The sequence below is a fragment of the Streptomyces sp. NPDC002835 genome (assembly GCF_053591995.1).
On record NZ_JBSFUW010000010.1, the window covers coordinates 143924 to 161979 of the forward strand.

General features: G+C 70.2%; 16 protein-coding genes. 7 read left to right on the plus strand and 9 right to left on the minus strand.

Annotated features, from left to right (window positions below; genetic code table 11):
• Window positions 1–134 precede the first annotated feature (134 nt).
• Both ACWD01_RS13895 and ACWD01_RS13900 read left to right on the plus strand, forming a co-directional pair.
• On the plus strand, window positions 135–647 hold the full coding sequence (locus ACWD01_RS13895; protein ID WP_451161353.1) for an HPP family protein: 513 nt from the start codon (window positions 135–137) through the stop codon (window positions 645–647).
• A gap of 70 nt (window positions 648–717) precedes the next feature.
• Window positions 718–2220, plus strand: coding sequence for an L-lactate permease (locus ACWD01_RS13900; protein ID WP_451161355.1), 1503 nt, complete (start codon window positions 718–720; stop codon window positions 2218–2220).
• Window positions 2221–2304: 84 nt separating this feature from the next.
• On the opposite strand, the gene ACWD01_RS13905 is transcribed toward ACWD01_RS13900, so the two are convergent.
• The 7 genes from ACWD01_RS13905 to ACWD01_RS13935 form a co-directional block, all read right to left on the minus strand.
• Complete coding sequence (locus tag ACWD01_RS13905; protein ID WP_451161357.1) at window positions 2305–3216, minus strand: LysR family transcriptional regulator; 912 nt, start codon at window positions 3214–3216, stop codon at window positions 2305–2307.
• 75 nt (window positions 3217–3291) lie between these two features.
• Window positions 3292–3990 (minus strand): CGNR zinc finger domain-containing protein, encoded by a 699-nt coding sequence (locus tag ACWD01_RS13910; protein WP_451161359.1) that lies wholly within the window; start codon window positions 3988–3990, stop codon window positions 3292–3294.
• 111 nt (window positions 3991–4101) lie between these two features.
• Entirely contained in the window at window positions 4102–5592 is a 1491-nt protein-coding gene (locus ACWD01_RS13915; protein WP_451161361.1) for an MFS transporter, read from the minus strand.
• A 298-nt stretch (window positions 5593–5890) separates the two neighbouring features.
• Window positions 5891–7111: an acyl-CoA dehydrogenase family protein gene (locus tag ACWD01_RS13920; protein WP_451161363.1), complete on the minus strand. Its 1221-nt coding sequence runs from the start codon at window positions 7109–7111 to the stop codon at window positions 5891–5893.
• Between the two features lie 270 nt (window positions 7112–7381).
• Window positions 7382–9079, minus strand: coding sequence for an AMP-binding protein (locus ACWD01_RS13925; protein WP_451161365.1), 1698 nt, complete (start codon window positions 9077–9079; stop codon window positions 7382–7384).
• Window positions 9076–9825 carry a class I SAM-dependent methyltransferase gene (locus tag ACWD01_RS13930; protein ID WP_451161367.1) on the minus strand — a complete coding sequence of 250 codons (750 nt, stop codon included), beginning with the start codon at window positions 9823–9825 and terminating at the stop codon, window positions 9076–9078. The genes ACWD01_RS13925 and ACWD01_RS13930 overlap by 4 nt, the downstream gene beginning before the upstream one ends.
• Window positions 9826–9876: 51 nt before the next feature.
• Window positions 9877–10827 carry a helix-turn-helix domain-containing protein gene (locus tag ACWD01_RS13935; protein ID WP_451161369.1) on the minus strand — a complete coding sequence of 317 codons (951 nt, stop codon included), beginning with the start codon at window positions 10825–10827 and terminating at the stop codon, window positions 9877–9879.
• A gap of 329 nt (window positions 10828–11156) precedes the next feature.
• Between ACWD01_RS13935 and ACWD01_RS13940 the strand changes: the two genes are divergently transcribed.
• The 3 genes from ACWD01_RS13940 (at window position 11157) to ACWD01_RS13950 (ending at window position 14193) form a co-directional block, all read left to right on the plus strand.
• Window positions 11157–11705, plus strand: coding sequence for a flavin reductase family protein (locus tag ACWD01_RS13940; RefSeq protein WP_451161371.1), 549 nt, complete (start codon window positions 11157–11159; stop codon window positions 11703–11705).
• A gap of 41 nt (window positions 11706–11746) precedes the next feature.
• The gene (locus ACWD01_RS13945) at window positions 11747–13282 is read left to right on the plus strand and encodes an FAD/NAD(P)-binding protein (RefSeq protein ID WP_451161373.1); all 1536 of its coding nucleotides are present in this window, start codon (window positions 11747–11749) and stop codon (window positions 13280–13282) included.
• 62 nt (window positions 13283–13344) lie between these two features.
• Window positions 13345–14193, plus strand: coding sequence for a class II aldolase/adducin family protein (locus ACWD01_RS13950; protein ID WP_451161375.1), 849 nt, complete (start codon window positions 13345–13347; stop codon window positions 14191–14193).
• A 103-nt stretch (window positions 14194–14296) separates the two neighbouring features.
• Here ACWD01_RS13950 and ACWD01_RS13955 read toward each other — a convergent pair whose 3' ends face one another.
• Both ACWD01_RS13955 and ACWD01_RS13960 read right to left on the minus strand, forming a co-directional pair.
• Window positions 14297–14947 (minus strand): pyridoxamine 5'-phosphate oxidase family protein, encoded by a 651-nt coding sequence (locus tag ACWD01_RS13955; protein WP_451161377.1) that lies wholly within the window; start codon window positions 14945–14947, stop codon window positions 14297–14299.
• Between the two features lie 116 nt (window positions 14948–15063).
• Window positions 15064–15690, minus strand: a complete 627-nt coding sequence (locus tag ACWD01_RS13960) for a carboxymuconolactone decarboxylase family protein (RefSeq protein ID WP_451161379.1) — start codon at window positions 15688–15690, stop codon at window positions 15064–15066.
• A gap of 135 nt (window positions 15691–15825) precedes the next feature.
• On the opposite strand from ACWD01_RS13960, the gene ykgO reads away from it, so the two are divergent.
• Window positions 15826–15948, plus strand: a complete 123-nt coding sequence (gene ykgO / locus ACWD01_RS13965; RefSeq protein WP_451161381.1) for a type B 50S ribosomal protein L36 — start codon at window positions 15826–15828, stop codon at window positions 15946–15948.
• A 372-nt stretch (window positions 15949–16320) separates the two neighbouring features.
• Complete coding sequence (locus ACWD01_RS13970) at window positions 16321–17814, plus strand: vanadium-dependent haloperoxidase (RefSeq protein ID WP_451161383.1); 1494 nt, start codon at window positions 16321–16323, stop codon at window positions 17812–17814.
• Window positions 17815–18056: the final 242 nt, after the last annotated feature.

Here is an 18056-nt window from a genome sequence, read left to right on the forward strand (position 1 = left end):
GCGCGGCTCGCGGAGTTCGGCGCGCGGGGTGACAGGGGCGGGAAGTTACCGGCAGATGAAGAGTCCCGCACGACCTGACGAAGACCGCCGCCGCGGCTGTGGCCCCGGCCGACCCGCCTCCTAGCGTCGTCTGCATGGCAGCCACAACCGAAGTCAAGCCCCAGGGCAGGAGCAAGGCCCCTGCCAGGGCGGCCACGCTCACCATCGCCCTCGCCACCGCCGCGTCGGTCGTCGCCCTCGTGCTCCTCGTGGCGATCGGCGAGACCATCGACCAGGTGCTCCTCGTCCCGCCGCTCGCGGCCAGTGCCGCACTCGTCTACGGGGCGCCCGCGCTGCCCCTGGCCCAGCCGCGCAGCGTCATCGGCGGGCAGCTGCTCTCCGCGCTGACCGGGTTCGCCGTACTGCTGGTGTCGGGCAGCTCGGTGTGGGGCGCCGGCGTCGCGGGCGGGCTCGCGCTCGGCGTGATGATGGCTGCGCGCACTCCGCACTCCCCGGCCGCCGCGACCGCGGTGATCGTCGTCCTGACCGAGCCGTCCGCCAAGATGTTCCTGCCGCTGCTCGCGCTCGCCGCCGTGGTGCTGGTGCTGGTCGGCGTCCTCGCGGGACGCACCGGCCGGCTGCCCCGCTACCCCACCTACTGGTGGTGACCTCCGCCCCCGCCGCGTCCCTCGTCACAGCCGTGTCCGCTCGCCCGGCGGGCAGCGAGCGGGGCGGGGCGTGACCGTCGCGCTCGCCGCTCTGCCGCTGCTGGTCACGCTCGGCCTGCTCGCCGCCCGGGTGAAGGCGTTGTACGCCGGGCTCGCCGCGTTCGGCACGGCGGCGGTGCTCACCGCGCTGGCGTTCCGCACGCCCGCCGGCGAACTCGCGGACGCCGGGCTGCACATGTTCCCCACCGCCGTGGAGCTGGCCGCGATCATGCTCGGCGGCATCCTGCTCAGCGAGCTGATGAGCCGCACCGGAGCACAGCAGCGGCTCGGCGACCGGATCGGCGGGGCGTGCGGTTCGCCGGGGCGGGCCGTGCTGCTCGTGAGCCTCGGCGTGACGCCGTTCGCCGAGTCGCTCACCGGCTTCGGCATCGGCGTCGTCGTGGCCGTCCCCCTGCTCCGCCGCCTTGGTCTTCCCCCGGCCAGGGCGGCGGCCGTCGGTCTGCTCGGTCTGGTCACCGTGCCGTGGGGCTCGCTGGCGCCGGGCAGTCTGATCGCCGCCGAGCTGGCCGGCGTCGGCTTCCAGGAACTCGGCGTGCACTCCGCGCTGTTGTCGGGACCCGTCTTCCTCATCTGTGCCGGCGCCGCGCTGCTCGCCGGCGTGGGTGTGCGCGGCGCGCTCGCCTCGGTCCGGGATCTGCTGCTCGCCGTCGGCACGCTGTGGACCGTCGTGTGGGCGGTCAACGCATTCGTCGGCGTCCCGCTGGCCGGCGTCCTCGGCGGCCTGGCGACCATCGCCGTACTCCTGCTGCTCCCGGCCGGACCGCCCGCACGCGCCCCGGAGCCGGTCGGCCGCGCCCTCGCCCCGTACGCCTTCCTCGTCGGCGGCCTGCTCGCCGGCCGGTCCGCGCTCGCCGCGCTGGGCGTCGGGGACGGCTGGTGGGGCGTGCTCGCCGGGCCCGCGGGCTGGCTGCTGCTCACGGTGGCGCTGACGCCCACGCTGCTGGGCACGCGGGAGCCCGTGCTGCGCACCTCCCTCCGGGTGGCGCTGGACCGGTGGTGGCCGGTGGCTCTGACGACCCTGGTGTTCCTCGCGCTCGGCACGCTGCTCACGGTGTCCGGGCAGAGTCGCGCACTGGCCCGGGCCGCGGCGGAACTCGGCCCCGGCTATCTGTTCCTGGCCCCGTGGATCGGCGCCGTCGGCGGGTTCCTGACAGGCTCCAACGCGGGCGCCAACGCGATGTTCGCCGCCGGCCAGGGCGCCACCGCGCAGGCTCTCGGCTATCCGGAGGTGCGGCTCGTGGCCGTGCAGAACGTCAGCGCCGCGCTGGCCTCCGGCGCGGCGGTGGCGCGGGTGGTCCTGGCGGTCCGGCTCGCGCGGGACGCGCCCGGGCCCGGTGCGGGGGAGCCGCGCGTCGCGCAGGAGGGGCGTGCGGGCACGGCGGCGACGGCCGTGCTGGAGGCCCCGGCGGAGACGGGCCGCGCGGCGGACACCGCGGTGGTGCTGCGCACGGTGCTGACGGCGTACGCGCTGGTGTTCCTGTCGCTCGGAACGATCGCGGTCCTCTGGAGGTGAGAATCGGCCCAGCACATGGCCGAAACGCCCGATGCCGCCCCCCTCACCGGGGGGCGGCATCGGCGTTTGTTCTGTTCGTACGGCCTACACGGCCATCGTCACCGGCGCGTTGGCCCAGCGCTGGGCGATGCCGAGCACCGCGGAGACCGCCGGCGGCAGCCAGGACTGCTCGCCCCAGATGATGCGGGCGACCCGGTGCTGACGCGGCACCTTGTCGAGGACGATGACATCGCCGCGCTCCACCTCACGCGCCACGGCCGCCTCGGGAAGCATCGCCACGAAGGCGCCGTTGCACATGAGCTCGAGTACCCCTCGTATCGAGCCGGCGGAGGTGAACTCCGGGGTGACGCCGTACGCCTGCGTCAGTTCGTCTCGTAACTGCTGATGCGACGGACAGCCCGAATCCATCGTCAGGATGCGGATGTTGCCCGGAACGCCGCGCACCCCGAGCATCGGCTGCACGGAAGGGCTCGCCACCGGCACCATCTCCACCGCGTGCAGGTCCGCGTGGTGCAGCGGGGCCGTGGTCTCGACGGGGTGGTCGGGGTGGGCCACGACGAGTCCGAGGTCGAGCTTGCCCGCCGCGATCTCCTCGGGGATGCGTGAGGAGTGCATGGTCATGGGCGAGACCTCGACCTTGGGATAGCGGTACTGGCACTCCCAGATCAGCCGGGTGATCTCCTTGTCGACGAGCACGGACGCGACACCGACCGATACCCGTCCGGTGGTTTCCCCACGGGCGGTGAGCGCGTCCGACAGTTCGTCGACAAGGCTGAACAGGCGTGCGACATAGGAGTGGAAGGTCTCACCGTCGGCGGTGAGCCGGACGCCGTGCGGCAGGCGCTGGAAGAGCGAGGCCCCGGTCTGTGACTCAAGGGTCCTTATATGGGACGTCACAGTGGACTGCGAGTAGCCGAGGCGGCGTCCTGCCTGCGTGATGCTTTCGGTACGGGCGACTTCCCAGAAGGTGCGGAGCTGATACAAGGCGATGTCCATCAAGTCCCTCCCCGTTCATCTGGGGAAATCATGGCTGGTACTCATCGGAAACGCCGTGCGCCCTGGGCTACTTCGTCAGTTGTCCACCGGAATCGCCGCTGCGCCCTGGGCCACTTCGTCAGCTGTCCTACCGGTATCTCCCGTACCGCTGTTTTCGGACACCGCCCGCGGGCGGTCCCGCCGCTGGTGACGTGCGGCGCGGGCGCGGTTGCCGCAGGCCGGGGAGCACCAGGTGCGGCGCGGGTGGTTCTTCACGTAGAAGAGGACGCAGCGGGGCCCCTGGCAGGCGCGCAGCGCGGCGAGTCCGGGCCCGGTGAACAGAGAGATCGCCGACTCGGCGAGCTCGGCGAGGGCCGCGGCGACGGGCCGGCCGGCGCTGTGGGCCGTGGCGCTCGGCGCTTCGGTTCCCGGGTCGTCGCCGCCCCAGGTGAGCGCGCGCCAGTGCGGCGCGGCCCGGGCGGCCTCGTTGACGGTGTCGACCGCGCCGTGTGGCGGGGGTGTCCGGTGCACGGCGGCCGCGGCCAGCGCCCGGACGGCGTCGCGCAGCGCACGGGCGGCGCGGAGGTCGTGCTCGTCGGCGCCGAGCAGGTCCTGGTCGGTCAGCCGGGTCGCGAGCCGGGGGCGGACGTCGCGCAGCCAGGCGGCGAGCTCCTCGCGCCCCGCCAGCCCCTCCTGCGGCCGGCCGCGCACCGCGTACGCCGTGTTGGCCAGCTCGATCGCGGGCGGCTCGCCGAGAAGCGGGGCGCCGCCCGACGCGAGTTCCGAGACGTTCACCAGGTCGATGCTACTGGCCCCCGGCTTTCAGGGACCGGGCGAAACGGCTCGCCGGGCCGCCGGGGGCGGTGACGCCCCGGCGACCCGGCGGTCGAGCGGTCCGACGTACGGCTACCGGCCCGCCGCCGCGCCGAGCGCTCGGCGTCGCGCCGAGGCGCGGAGGGCCGCAACGAGCGTGAGCAGCATGGTGAGGACGGAGATGCCGGTGACGACATAGAGGCCGTTGTGGTAGCCGGACAGCGTTCCGGCCGCGTCCTTTGCCGGGCCGTCGACCGTCATAGTGGCGGTCACGACGGCGAGGACGACCGCCGCGCCCACCTGGTAACCGGTCTGCAGGACGCCCGCCGCGAGACCCTGCTCGGACTCGTCCACGCCGGACGTCGCCTGGACGTTCGCGGCGGGGAAGGAGAAGGGGAAGGCCACGCCGATGAGCAGGATGCTCGGCAGGATCACCCAGACGTACGAGGACGACTCGTCGATCCGCAGGAAGAGCAGGTACGACGCGGTGTAGGCGACGAATCCCGCGAAGATCATCCACTGGACGCCGAAGCGCGAGATCAGCTTGCCGGCCCTCGGCGCGATCGTCATGATCAGCAGGCCGATGGGGAGGAAGGCCAGGGCCATCTGCATCGGGGACCACTCCCGCAGGGACTGGAGATACAGCCCGCCGATGAACTGGAAGCTCATGTAGGTGCCGAGGATCGCCGCGGCGACCAGGCTCGCCCCCACCAGCGCGCGGTTGCGCAGCAGGCCGAGGCGCAGCAGGGGCTGAGCCGCCCGGCGCTCGATGGCGACGAAGGCCAGGAGGAGGACCACAGAGGCGGCGAACATCCCGAGCGTACGGGGCGAGACCCAGCCCGCGTGGGGCGCTTCGACAATGGTGTAGACGAGGAGCAGCATCGCGGCGGTGACGGTGACGGCGCCGGCCACGTCGAACCTGGCCCCGCTCCGGTCACGCTTCACGTCACGCGGCACCAGCGCGACGGCACCGGCGAGAGCGACGAGGGCGACGGCGACGGGGAGCAGGAACGTCCAGCGCCAGTTGATCTCGGTGAGCGCCCCGCCCACGATGACGCCGGTCGAGTAGCCGACCGCTCCGCAGGCGGTGTAGATGCCGAGCGCCCGGTTGCGCTGCGTGCCCTCGGGGAAATGGGTGACGATGATGGCCAGGCTGGCCGGGGCGGTGAACGCGGCACCGATGCCCATGACGAACCGGGCGGCGATCACGACCAGTCCGTCATCGGTGAGGCCGCCGACCAGCGATCCGGCCGCGAAGACGGTCACACCGATCAGGAACATGCGGCGCCGGCCGAGCAGGTCCGCCATGCGTCCGCCGAGGAGCAGGAATCCGCCGAATCCGAGGACGTAGGAGCTGACGACCCATTGCACGGACTCGGTGCTCATCCCGAGCTCCGCCTGGATCGGCGGGACCGCGACCCCGACCATGATGTTGTCGAGGGCGTCGAGGAAGAACGCGGCGCAGACACTGATCAGCAGTCCCCACTCGCGCAGTCCCCAGGACTTCTTGGCCGGGTCCTCCTTCCTCCTGCCTCCGGCCGCCGTCCCGGCCGTCTCGACTTCTGCTTCGCTGGAAGTTGACATGAGCTGTCCTCAATCACTAGTCACGGGGCGGCCGTCGGTCGTCGGCCGATGCCGGGAAGGGCGCGATCCGGCGGTGCAGCGGTGCAGGGGTGCGGGGATACGGCGGTGCGAAGATGCGGCAGTGCGGCGGTGCGGGGATGCGGCAGTGGGTGCGGCGGTGCGGGGATGCGGCAGTGCGGCGGTGCGGGGATGCGGCAGTGGGTGCGGGGATGCGGCAGTGCGGCGGTGCTGAGATGCGGCCAAGGACACGGCACCACCGCCATGTCCTTGGCCGCCGTCACGATGCCGTCCGTCCGGCCTATCCCTTGAGGCCGAGAGGGAAGGGCGCCAGAGGTGTTCCGCCCAGGAGATGGGCTCCGGCCGACTGAACGATCTGGTCCTGGGCGAGAATGTGCTGGCACATGGTGTGGGTGTCGCGAAGCCAGCGGTCCAGCGGGGACGTCCGGTAGATCGAGGCCGTTCCGACGAGGTCGGCGAGGCGGGTGACGATCGACCGGGCGGTGCGGAAGGCGTTGACGCGGGCGAGCGCCGCGGAGACCTGCTGCTCACGGGTGGGCGGGGTACCGGATGTGAGCCGGTTCCACAGGTCGTCCAGAGTGCCGTAGACCGCGTAGCGAGCGGCGGAGAGTTCCATCTCCGCCTCGCCGATGGCGGTCTGTACGCGGTAACTGTCCTTCCAGGCCGTGTCCGTGCCCCGCTCGACGCGGTCGGCCGCCAGTTCACGTACGTGATCGAGTGCCGCACGGGCGACTCCCAGAGGCACGCCGGGAACATTGCCCAGGAACGCGTCGGGAGCGGCCAGCGGACCCGAGCCGTGGGGGTCCGTGAAGTCGAACGAGCGCTCTTCCGGGACGAACAGGTCGACGGCTCGGTAGTCCATGCTGCCGCTGCCGGCCAGACCGGTGGTGTGCCAGGTGTCAACCGTCTCGAACTCCTCGGCGCGGGCCATGATCAGCCGCCAGTTCACGGGAGCACCGTCCGGCCCGGGCTCGGGCTCTCCGTCGCTGTGGACGACGCAGCCGCCGACGACCCAGTCCGCGTGTGTGACTCCGCTGCCGAACGGCCAGCGGCCGGTGACGCGGTAGCCGCCCGGCACTCGGTCGGCGCGGCCGGACGGGAAGATCAGACCGGCGGTGATGGCGTCGGGGTCAGTGAGCATCTCCTTCACGACCGGCTCGTCCAGGTAGCCGGCGTAGATCCAGGTGTCCATGCCGATCATGGCGCACCAGCCGGCCGCGGGGTCACCGTAGGAGAGAGACTCAATCACCTCGGCCTGCTGGGCGAAGGTGAGTTCGGGCCCTCCCCATCCCCTCCGCAGGCCGACGCGGAAGGCGCCCGTGTCGCGTACCAGCCGGACGACGTCCTCGGGGAGGTGCCTGGTGCGCTCGATCTCGGCCGAGCGCTCGCGCAGCAGCGGGGCCGCCGCCCGTGCGCGCGCCAGGATCTCCTCCGCGGAGAGCGCGGAGAGAGCGGCCTGCTCGTCTCGTGGTGCGGGACGCAGGGTCTCCTGAACAGTCATTGAAAGCCTCCTGTGCCTGGGTGTTCGTCTCTCGGGCGGTCTCACGCTATGAACGGCGGCGTCTCGGCTGTCGCGTGAATGCGCACGTGATCTGGCACATCCGCACACGTGGAGCGCGGTCCCTTCCGGAACCCCCTGCACTAACCATCATCCGTGACTTTAGAGGTTAGAAACCGATCCACGCAACCGGTCATACGCGTTTGAGCAGTTAGGGCTGGAAGGGGGCCCCAGCCTGAGCTGGGGCCCCTTCCGGCGTACGGGTCGTACGGGTCAGGAGGCCGGCGCCGGTCCGTCGGCGCGGGCGGAGCCGCGTGACGACTCGAACCGCTCCCGGAGCTGTGCCCTGCGCAGCTTGCCGATACCGGTCTTGGGGATGTCCTCCCTGGTGACCGGCACGACGTACCTCACATCGACACCGAGGGCGTCGGCCAGCCGGTCGCGGACCGCGTGTTCCGCCGCGGAGAAGTCCGCCCCCTCGCGTGGGTGGAAGAAGACCGCGAGCTCCTCCGTCGCGCCGTCCTCGCCCGTCACCAGGCAGGCCACGGTGTACGAAGGCACGACGACGTCGAGCTCCTCCACCCGGGCCTCCATCTCGTGGCCGTGGTAGGTGACGCCATGAAGCTGGATGACGTCGTCGGCCCGGCCGGTGACCGTGAGGATCCCGTTCCGGACGTAGCCGAGATCGCCCGACCGGAACCAGCCGTCGGCCGTGAACGACTGCCGGTTCTGTTCGGCGTTCCGGTAGTAACCGGCGGTCACGGTGGCGCCGCTGACTTCGAGTCTGCCGGTGGCGCCGGCGGGGACGAGCTCGCCCTGCTCGTCGACGACGCGCAGGGCCGTGCCGGGCTGGGGCCGGCCCACCGGTACGTACCGGTCGTCTCCGGTGCTGACGGCGGAGAACTCGCAGTCGGCCACTCCGGCGGAGGTCTCCGACATGCCCCAGCCCGGGTGCATCGCGTCCTGGGGAAGCCCGAAGGGAGCCAGCAGCTCCAGGAACCGGCGCACCACACCGCTCCGGACGGCTTCCCCGCCGTTCATGATGTAGCGCAGGCAACTGAGGTCCCAGGAGCGCTCCTCGAGCCGGTCGGCCTGGTCGTTGAGGAGCCCGAAGGCGAAGTTGGGCGCCCATGTGGTGTCCGCGCGGTGCCGGTCGATCGCCGCGATCCAGCGCAGCGGGTCCTCCAGAACCCACTCGAACCGGGCATGGACCTGATGACAGCCGAGGTAGACGTCGCGGGCGTGGAACATGACCAGGCCGCCCACATGGTCCAGTGGCATCCAGTTGAAGGTGCGTGTCCGACGGCCGAGCCGGTTGGTCCGGGCCGTGGCGGCGGTGCGGCTCAGCACGTTCCGATGGCTGAGCACCACGGCTTTGGGCACGCCGGTACTGCCCGAGGTGAGCAGGTACATGGCCGGGTCGTCGGGGCCCGCCGCGTGCCACACGTGGTCGGGGGCGAACGCGCGCAGCCGGCCGGTGTCCCCCAGCCACGCGGTCTGCCAGCGCGGATCGGCGACGACCTCGGGTGCCACCTCCTGCCCGGTACCGGTGATCACCCTCGGATTCCCGTAGCCGTTCCAGACGCGCCGCAACAGTCCGGGCGCGGCCGCGCGCTGGTCCGAGGTCGCGCCGGCGCCGACGGGCATCGGCACGAAGCCGCCCAGGACGCACGCCCAGAAGGCGGCCAGGAGTTCCGCGCCGTCCTCCACCTGGAGAACGACCGTCTCCCCGGGGGCGGTGCCGGCCGCGCGGATTCCGGCGAGCATGCGCGCGGCGTCGTCCAGCAGTTGCCTGTACGTCATTCCGGATTCGGTTCCGTCGGCCCCGATGAAGCGGAGACCTTCCGCGCTTTCCGCGCCTTCCGCACCTTCCGTCCGTGCCGCCGCGCGCACGAGCGCCGCACCGAGGTGGGCGACGTCCGGCGTGACGGCCGGGCCGCCGTCGAGAAGAGAGATGCCGGGGTTCGTCATGCCGCCATCTCCTTCGCGGTCGCCACGACGACCAGCGGGCCATGCCCGTGGCCGGGTGCCGGCTCCTTGCGGAAGCCGCCGTACTCGGCGGTGACGGCCAGACCGGCGTCGGCCAGCAGCCCCCGTACCTCGGGCCCGGTGAGAACCGCCTGGTCGAAGAAGTTGTCGTACATGGACACCTGACCGTCGGGCCCGCGCACGAGAAGGGTCTCCTCGTTCCTCCAGGTCGCCGCGTGCGGGTTGAGCGACTGGCGGGAGAGCCGGGTGATGAGGACGCCGTCACCGCGGTGATGGGCGACGCCGTGCTGCTGGTAGTTCTCCACGAAGTTCAGCATGTGGCCGAATTCCAGGACGAGATGCCCGCCCGGCAGCAGCATCTCCCGCATCTTCTCCAGGGCGGGGCGCAGCTGCGCCCGAGGCAGGTAGTTCAGGGTCATGAACATGCTGTAGACCAGATCGAACCGGTCGTCGCGGTCTAATGTCTCGACCCGTTCACGGACGTATTCGACGTTGTTCCCGCCGGCCCGCCGCGCGTATTCGATGAAGCTGGCGCTCTGGTCCACTCCGACACACGAGTAGCCGCGCGCGCCGAGCTCCCGGAGATTGACGCCCGTAGCGCATCCGAGATCGAGTATCCTTCCGCCGGGTGGCACGAAGGAGGCGAGAAAGTCCGTTTCCGCGGCGAGATTCCGGAAGTCTCCACGCATGATTTCGTAGTACTCTCCGGGGAATTCGAAGCCTGTCATGGTGTTACCTTTCCCTTGATTGATTGATCGATTGATCGCGGCCCAGTCAGGTCAGTCGGAGAGAGTTAACTCTCTCCTTCTCCGGTATTCCCGAGGTGTGATTCCGTACCGGTCCCGGAAGAGGCGGCTGAAGTGGGACGCCCCGTAGAACCCGGACCGTTCACCGATCAGCGCGATGGGCAGATGGTCGAGCTGGGGATCGGCCAATTCGGCCCGGCAGCGGGCGAGTCTCTCGTCCCTTATCCACCGCGCGGGGCTCGTGTCGCGCTCGTGGAATATCTTCTGCAGATAGCGGAGCGAGACATTGTGGTGCTGCGCCACGGTCACCGGGCTGAGATCGGGGTCGGCCAGCCGGTCACGTATGAAGGCCTGGACGCTCAGCATCAACGCCTGCCTGCCCACTCCGGGTTCGGCGGACATCGACCGCATGCGCTCCGCGAAGAGAGCGGCGGCCAGGCCGGCCACGCTGCCGCCCAGGAGGTCGATCGCCGTATCGACCTCCTCGCTGTGCTGCTCGAGGCCGGCGAGAAGGTCGGACATCAGCGCACCGAGACCCTGCGCACCGTGCCACGCCTTCGCCGTGAGCAGCTCGGTGTTCTTCGGAGTGAGGCCCATCAGCCGATGCGGCAGCAGTAACGTCACCATGCGGAATCGTTCCGGCATGATGACCTTGTAGGGCCGTGAACTGTCGTAGCAGACGAGCTGCGTACCCCGGGCCACCGCGTGCCGTCCGCCCTGGAAGACCCATATCTCGCCGGCCAGCAGACGGCACACCCGCAGGTATCCGTACGCGCTCTGGTCGATCAGCCGATCGGGTCTGATCATTTCGCGGGGTCCGCCCTCGACGAGGGAGAACCGGACTTCCCCGAATCTTCTGCTCGCCGTACTTCCCTCCGGCTCCCCCTCGTGATCGCGGACAATTTCTACGCAGCCCTGGGACTGGCTTGAAATCTCCTGGCGGATTACAGCCTGACGTGCACTCCGTACATCGACGTCCAGCATCGAGTCACCCCCGTCCGGCGAGGACACGCAGGTTGCCAGGATCCATCTCTCCGCGGTATTACCCGGCCGCTTCTTTGCGGCCGGCGCGCCCCCCAATGGGCCGACGCTGCCCTGGACCCGCTTGTCCGTGAGAATCGGACGGTACCCGCACGCCGCGTTTACGCAATCGGGCCTTTATCGAAGTTCGTCAGCTTGGCCCGGACGCCGGGCAAACGGAGCTCAGGAGGGCGTGTACAGGCAATTCTCCGTGCGCGCCCGGACAAGTACTTCCGCCGGCCTCTCTGTAGCGTCCCTGCCATCGAACTCGTCTCCCCTACCGGAGAGGACCAATGATGAGTGAGGTATCAGCAGCACCGGCAGGAAATCTGACGGCTTTTGCCGTGAAAGACGACCTGCGTTCCGTCATGCGCAATTTCGCCACCGGCGTGTGCATCGTCAGCACATTCTCCGACGGAATATCGACCCGAACGCATAATGCGCTCACGATCAATTCGCTGACATCCGTCTCGCTGGATCCGCCGCTGGTGTCGCTGAGCATCCGCGGCGACTCGACCTTCCTGAACGACCTGATGGAGTCCCGGGCGTGGGCGGTCTCCATCCTCGATGCCGCTTCCGAGGACCTGGCCCGGATCTTCGCCCGTCCCGAGAAAGACAGGAAGAAGGCGCTGCGCGACCTGCGCGCAGAGCCGGGCGCGCAGACAGGTGCGCTCCTCTTCGACTCCGTGGCCTGGCTGGAATGCCGGTACCGGACCCATGTGGTGGCCGGCGATCACATCCTGCTCATCGGGGATGTGGTCGGTCTCGGGACGGGTGACTCGCGCACGCCACTCGTATTCCTTCAGGGGGCGTTCCGCCGGACCACGTCCGACGAGGCGTGAGCGGATCCCTTGCCTTCCCTCGATCGAAAGGTGACTGACATATGTCTGGAATCTCCATCGGTGTGGTCGGAGGCGGCGCGTCCGCCGTGTGCCTCATCGACGCGTTGGCCGGGACACAGGGTGGCCCCGGCAGCATCACCGTGTTCGAGCCGTCGCCCAATCTGTGGCGAGGCCGGGCCTATCAGGTCGACTCCGAGATCCCCAAGGTCAATTCGACACCCGACGACCTCTCCGTCCGCGTCGGCGACCCGGGACACTTCGAGCGCTGGCTGGAGAACCGGGAGCGCGCGGTCGAGGACAGCGGCAGCGTCGACCCTCATTCCGGGGTGCGGTTCACGCCGCGAACCGTCTACGGCGAGTATCTGGAGCAGACGGCCTACGCGGCACTCGGCGAACTACGCAGACGGGGCTGGCGGGTCGACCTGGTCGGCGCCGCGGTCACCGCGGCGCGGCGGACCGCCGACCATGTGCTGCTGAGCACCAGGAACGGCAGCGCGGGCGCGTTCGACTACGTGGTCCTGTGCGTCGGCGGCGACAGTCCCAAGGACACCTACGGGCTCACCGGCGCACCCGGCTTCACAGCGGACCCCTACCCCGTGTCGCACAGCCTCCGGGGCATCGACGAGCAGGACCACGTGGCCGTCATCGGCAGTGGCCTGACGGCGGTCGACGCCGTTCTCTCCCTCGCCGCGCAGGGCCATCAGGGACGGATCAGCTTGCTGTCCAGGCGGGGTGTACTCCCCGGCGTCCGCCAGCGCCCGATCCCCTTCGAGCTCCACCACCTCACCCCGGAACGGATGCGTTCCCTGGGCCGGCGGCGACGGGAGATCTCCCTCGGGGACTTCGCGGCGCTCGTCCGGGCCGAACTCCGTGACGCCGGCGCGGATCTCGACGCAGTGCACTCCGAGGTCGTCGGCGTGGACGTGGAGCCACCGGTGGACCGTCTGCGGCGTCAGTTCGCCGCCGTGAACTCGCCCGACCTGGGGCTGCGCATCCTGCAACGCGCGGTTCCCGAGATCGGCCCCGACGTGTGGCCGATCCTGCGGGAGCAGGACAAGGTCCAGGTGCTCCGCGCCCACTACCGCACCATCATGAGTCTGTGCTGCCCCATGCCGCCGAGCAGCGCGGCCGTGCTGCTCGGCCTCGTCGACGCCGGCCGGCTGGAGTTCCGCGCCGGGCTGCGGACCGTCGACGCGCGCCCCGGCGGCGGCTTCGAGCTCGTCACCTCCGACGGGACGGCCCTCAGGTCGGACAAGGTCGTCAACGCGGTCAACGCGTCCGAATGCCGGATACCCGTCGGTGCCCTGCCGCTGGTGACCAGCCTCACGCAGAGCCGCGCCGCCGGCCGCCACCCCTACGGCGGACTGCACCTCACCCGGGCGACCAGCCGGCTCGTCGCCGACGGCGCACCGGATCCGCGCCTGTACGGACTCGGCAACATCGGAGCCGGGGCGCTCTTCTTCACCTTCGGGATCCCGTCCCTGGTGGACCGCAGCGAGGACATCGTCGCCGCCATCCTTCAGCACGCCGACGCCGCGAACACGGCCCGGACCGAGGACGTCCTGCTTCCCGCGTAGCGCCGCGCGGACCGTCCGTCCGCGTTCCTTCGTCAGCCCGCCACAGAGAGACGAAAGAAACCATGACCACGAGCACCGGCACGACCGCCGAACCGCGCGGGGAGTTCCTCGCGGACACCGCGACCGGCCTGCCGATCCCCGGCGAGCCCACGTTCGACACCCCGGAGGAAGCCCGCCGACACCGCAAGCAGCGCCTGGCCGCGGCCGTCCGCCTCTTCGGCAAGTACGGCTTCGGAGAGGGGATATCCGGGCACATCTCCGTCCGTGACCCGGAACACCCGGACCGGTTCTGGGTCAACCCCTTCGGCATCTCCTTCAAGCACGTCCGGGTGGCCGATCTGATCTGCGTGGACTCCACGGGCCGCGTCGTCCACGGTAGACACCGGGTCAACCCCAGTGCCTTCGTCATCCACTCCCAGATCCACGAACTCCGTCCCGAGGCCACCGCGGTGGCCCACGGCCACACGGCGCACTCCCGCGCTCTCGGCGCACTCGGCCGTCTGCTGGAGCCCATCGACCAGGAGTCGGCCGCCTTCTACCGGCGGCAGACCCTGTACGAGGCGTACGAAGGGCCGTCCGTCTCCCTCGAGCAGGGCCGGGACATCGCGGAGAAGCTCGGTGACAACCGTGCCGCGCTGCTGCGTCACCACGGGCTCATCACCGTGGGAGGCTCTCTGGACGAGGCCGTGCACTGGTTCTTCACGTACGACAGCTGCGCCCAGGTCCAGTTGATCGCCCGGGCGGCCGGCACTCCGGAGAGGTTCACGCACGAACAGGCCGTGGCCGCGGGGGAGGGATTCGGCGACGCACAGCTCGGCTGGTTCAGCTTCCAGCTGCTCTGGGACGAGATCGTCGCCGAGCAGCCCGATCTGCTCCTGGAGGAGACGGAGAAGGAAGTGGCGCATCCGTGAGGACGCCCGCCGGCCGGGGGCCTTCCGTCACGCAGCCCTCTGGCCGGCGGGCGTCGCCCGCCTGCCGAACGTTGTCGAGGCCGGGGTCCCTGGTGGCCGGTCGTCAGGCCTTTGCCGGGTCCTGGCCCGGGCCCTGGTCCTGGAGAGAGCGCAGCTCGGCGTTCTCGCGCTCCAGGAGGGTGACCTTCTCGAGCAGTTCGTCCAGGGTGTGCCGGACCTGGGCCTCTGTGTACAGCGCCGGGATGTGCTGGGGGCAGTTCCAGTCGAACGCCTCCACGTGGATGAGCAGGGCGCGTTCGGGATGCGCCTTGTAGCCCTCCGGGGTGAGCCGGGCCATCAGCTCGGGGTCGGCGGCGGCCTCCACGGCGGAGGCCCTGCCGTACATCTTCAGCCGGGTCTTGTGCGCGTAGTCCATCAGGAAGAGCGCGACCCGGTCGTCGTGGTCGATGTTGCCGCGGCTGATGTACTGCCGGTTGCCGCGGAAGTCGGGGAACCCGAGGGTGTGGTCGTCGAGGGGGCGCAGGAAGCCGCGCGGCCCGCCGCGGTGCTGGATGTAGGGCCAGCCGCTCTCACCGACGCTGGCCAGGTAGAAGCTGTCGCGGAGGCTGATGAAGTACCGCTCGTCGGGGCCGAGGGGCTCGCGCTCGGCGGTGGGGCCGGCGGTCCTGGGCCCGTACGCGCGATAACTGCCGTGCAGGCGCTGATGGCCCTGCACCTTGGGCGAGAAGGCGATCTGGGCGTAGCGGTCGGTCATGGTCCGGCTCCTGTGGTCCAGCTCTCTCAAGGGCGGCGCGCGGCCCGTGCGCGGGGGGAGGCGCGCACGGACCGCGTGGGGGTGAAGGCTTCGAGCGTACGGGCGGGGGCGCCGGATCAGTTGTCGTGGCGGACCACCGGCCAGTCGATCTCGGTGCCGGCACCCTTGTTGAGGAAGTTGGTGAAGACGTTCAGGGCGACGTTGGCGATGACCTCGGCGATCTCACCGTCGGTCAGTCCGGCGGCGCGGGCGTTCTGCGCGTCGGCGTCGTTGATGCCGCCCTTGGTGCGCAGCACCGCGTCGGCCAGGGTGAGGACCGCCTGCGCCTTGGCGTCGGCGGACTTGCCGCGGCGGGCGGCGGCGGTCTCGGAGTCGTCCAGCTTGGCGACGTTGGTGGCCAGGTAGGTGTGGGCGGAGAGGCAGTAGTCGCAGCCGTTGACCTGGGCGACGAGCAGCGCGATGCGCTCGCGCTCCGGGGCGGACAGCGAACCCTCGCCCAGGGCGCCCGAGAAGCCGAGGTAACCCTTCAGCACGGCGGGGCTGTTGGCCATCGCCTTCGTCATGTTGGGCGTGACGCCGAGGGCCTTCTGCACGCCGGCCAGCAGTTCGGCGGCTGCACCGGTGGCGGACTCGGGCTGAATCAGGGGCAGACGGGACATCTCGGTACCTTCCGGGTCGGTGTGGTGCTCGTTGGCGGTCTGGGTCTGGTCGGTGTCGTTCTTGCGGAACAGGGCGCGGAACACGATGGTCTCCCGGTGCGGTGGTGTGGACCGGACGAGTGGACCGGTCTGGACAGTACGGGAAGTTCTCACGGTTGTAGACGCTTGTAACCGTTAGATCGGCGGGAGGTATTCCCGCCTCGGAGAGAGGAATCCCAAATGAAGGTCCGCAACTCGCTGCGCTCACTGAAGAAGAAGCCGGGAGCGCAGATCGTGCGCCGCCGCGGCAAGGTGTACGTCATCAACCGCAAGGACCCGCGCAGCAAGGCACGCCAGGGCTGAGACCCTCCCCGCCGCGAGGCGACGGTACCGGGCCGGACCCCTGCGGAACGGGAGTCCGGCCCGGTATCGGAAATTCCGCTGACGCCATCGGCGCGGCCGGTGAACTGATCTCCGGAGAGTCCGATTTCAGCCATGCGGGATGTCGTCGTTCACCGGGCTTATTTTTCACTAACGTCTTCTCCAGGACGCGACACCGCCGCCCCCGAAACCACGTGGGCCTTGTGTGCGGACAGTTTTCGCGAGCCGCCCCCCACGCCGAGACGCCTCGGCCGGCGCCTCCTTGAACCAGCGCTGTTCTTCCGCGGGTTCCGTGCTCCACCTTCCGTGTTCCACGTGTTCCGTGATTCCGCGTGTCTTGGAGAGGACGAGTTAATGAGTTCCAGAATTACCCGTGCCGGCCGGAGCCGCATATCCGGCGCTGTCGCCCTGCTGCTGGCGGCCGGCTCCCTCGCCGTCGCGACGCCCACCGCGGCCACAGCGGAGGTGCTGCCCGCCCCCGGAGGCACGAACGCGAGTGCCGCCTACGCCTGGAACAAGTACACGGTCGACGCCGTGATCAAGGCGTCCGGCGGGGCCACCGCGCCGCCCGTGGGCGCCCGCTACTTCGCCGTCGTGAGCACCTGTGTCTACGACGCCTGGGCCGCGTACGACGCCACGGCGGTCGGTACCCGGCTCGGCGGCACCCTGCGCCAGCCCGCGTACAAGCGCACCAACGCGAACAAGACGAAGGCCGTCAACTACGCCGCGCACCGGGCCCTCGTCGACCTCTTCCCCGCACAGAAGAGCAGCCTCGACGCCAAGCTGAGCGCCATGGGTGGCGACCCGGCCAACAACGAGGTCAACACGACCACCCCGGCCGGCATCGCCCACAAGGCGTGTGACGCCGTCCTGGACTACCGCCACACCGACGGCGCCAACCAGCTCGGCAACCCCGCGTACTCGGACCCGAACCCGGACTCGTACGACTACAGCAACGGGTACATGGACTACGACAACTTCGACAAGACCACGGTCGTGGACCCGTACAAGTGGGCGCCCATCCGCAAGAACGGCGTCACGCAGAAGTTCATCGGCTCGCAGTTCCCCACCGTGAAGCCCTTCGCGATGCAGAGCGCGGACCAGTTCCTGCCGCCGACGCCGCCGGCGTACAACTCGGCGGAGCAGCAGGCGGCCGAGGCCGAGCTCCTGAACTACAGCGCCAACCTGACGGACACGCAGAAGGTCATCGCCGAGTTCTGGATCGAGGCCAAGGAGTCCCCGACGGGCCACCAGAACGAGTGGGCGCAGTTCGTCTCGAAGCGTGACCAGCACACGCTGGACGAGGACGTGAAGATGTTCTTCGGCCTCAACCTGGGCATGGGCGACGCCGGCATCGCGATCCGCCACTCCAAGAAGCACTACGACATCGCCCGCCCGATCTCCACCATCCGCTACGACCACGCGGGCACACAGATGCAGGCCTGGGGCGGCCCCGGCCAGGGCACCCAGACCATCGACGGCGGCGACTGGAAGCCGTACATCTCCACCCCGGCCTTCCCCGCCTACGTCTCCGGCCACTCCACCTGGGGCTCGACCGCGGCCGAGTACCTGAAGCTGTGGACCGGCAGCGACACCTACGGTGACTCCGTCACCATCCCGGCCGGCTCCTCCAACATCGAGCCCGGCATCACCCCGGCCCAGAACGTGACCCTGAAGTGGAACACCTTCAGCCAGGCGGCCGACGAGGACGGCATGTCCCGCCTGTACGGCGGTGTCCACTGGAGGTACGACATGAAGGCGGGCCGCCAGCTCGGCATCGACCTGGCCCAGAACGCCTACAACGTGGCCCAGGGCTACTTCAACGGTCAGGCCCCTGCCACCTCCTGACCCGCGCTCACGCCAGGGCCGGGGCGCCTCCTGACAGGCGCGCCGGCGACGGCTCACGGGCCCGCCACCCACGCGGTGACGGGCCCTGCGCCGTGCCCCCGGCCGGCCGCCTCCCGGCCCGGATCGTCGCACTTGACGGAGTGTCGGAGCCGAGGTGGTGGGGCCTGTCGCCCTCGCGCATCGTCGTGGTGGCGCCGCGCACGGCGAAATCTTCCGGACGGGCGGAATAACGCTCTAACCGT

Bases quoted from the DNA above. Each gene is read 5' to 3' on its own strand.
- ACWD01_RS13895 (WP_451161353.1), top strand. From the start codon at position 135: ATGGCAGCCACAACCGAAGTCAAGCCCCAGGGCAGGAGCAAGGCCCCT.
- ACWD01_RS13905 (WP_451161357.1), bottom strand. From the start codon at position 3,216: ATGGACATCGCCTTGTATCAGCTCCGCACCTTCTGGGAAGTCGCCCGT.
- ACWD01_RS13915 (WP_451161361.1), bottom strand. From the start codon at position 5,592: ATGTCAACTTCCAGCGAAGCAGAAGTCGAGACGGCCGGGACGGCGGCC.
- ACWD01_RS13920 (WP_451161363.1), bottom strand. From the start codon at position 7,111: ATGACTGTTCAGGAGACCCTGCGTCCCGCACCACGAGACGAGCAGGCC.
- ACWD01_RS13925 (WP_451161365.1), bottom strand. From the start codon at position 9,079: ATGACGAACCCCGGCATCTCTCTTCTCGACGGCGGCCCGGCCGTCACG.
- ACWD01_RS13930 (WP_451161367.1), bottom strand. From the start codon at position 9,825: ATGACAGGCTTCGAATTCCCCGGAGAGTACTACGAAATCATGCGTGGA.
- ACWD01_RS13935 (WP_451161369.1), bottom strand. From the start codon at position 10,827: ATGCTGGACGTCGATGTACGGAGTGCACGTCAGGCTGTAATCCGCCAG.
- ACWD01_RS13940 (WP_451161371.1), top strand. From the start codon at position 11,157: ATGATGAGTGAGGTATCAGCAGCACCGGCAGGAAATCTGACGGCTTTT.
- ACWD01_RS13945 (WP_451161373.1), top strand. From the start codon at position 11,747: ATGTCTGGAATCTCCATCGGTGTGGTCGGAGGCGGCGCGTCCGCCGTG.
- ACWD01_RS13950 (WP_451161375.1), top strand. From the start codon at position 13,345: ATGACCACGAGCACCGGCACGACCGCCGAACCGCGCGGGGAGTTCCTC.
- ACWD01_RS13955 (WP_451161377.1), bottom strand. From the start codon at position 14,947: ATGACCGACCGCTACGCCCAGATCGCCTTCTCGCCCAAGGTGCAGGGC.
- ykgO (WP_451161381.1), top strand. From the start codon at position 15,826: ATGAAGGTCCGCAACTCGCTGCGCTCACTGAAGAAGAAGCCGGGAGCG.
- ACWD01_RS13970 (WP_451161383.1), top strand. From the start codon at position 16,321: ATGAGTTCCAGAATTACCCGTGCCGGCCGGAGCCGCATATCCGGCGCT.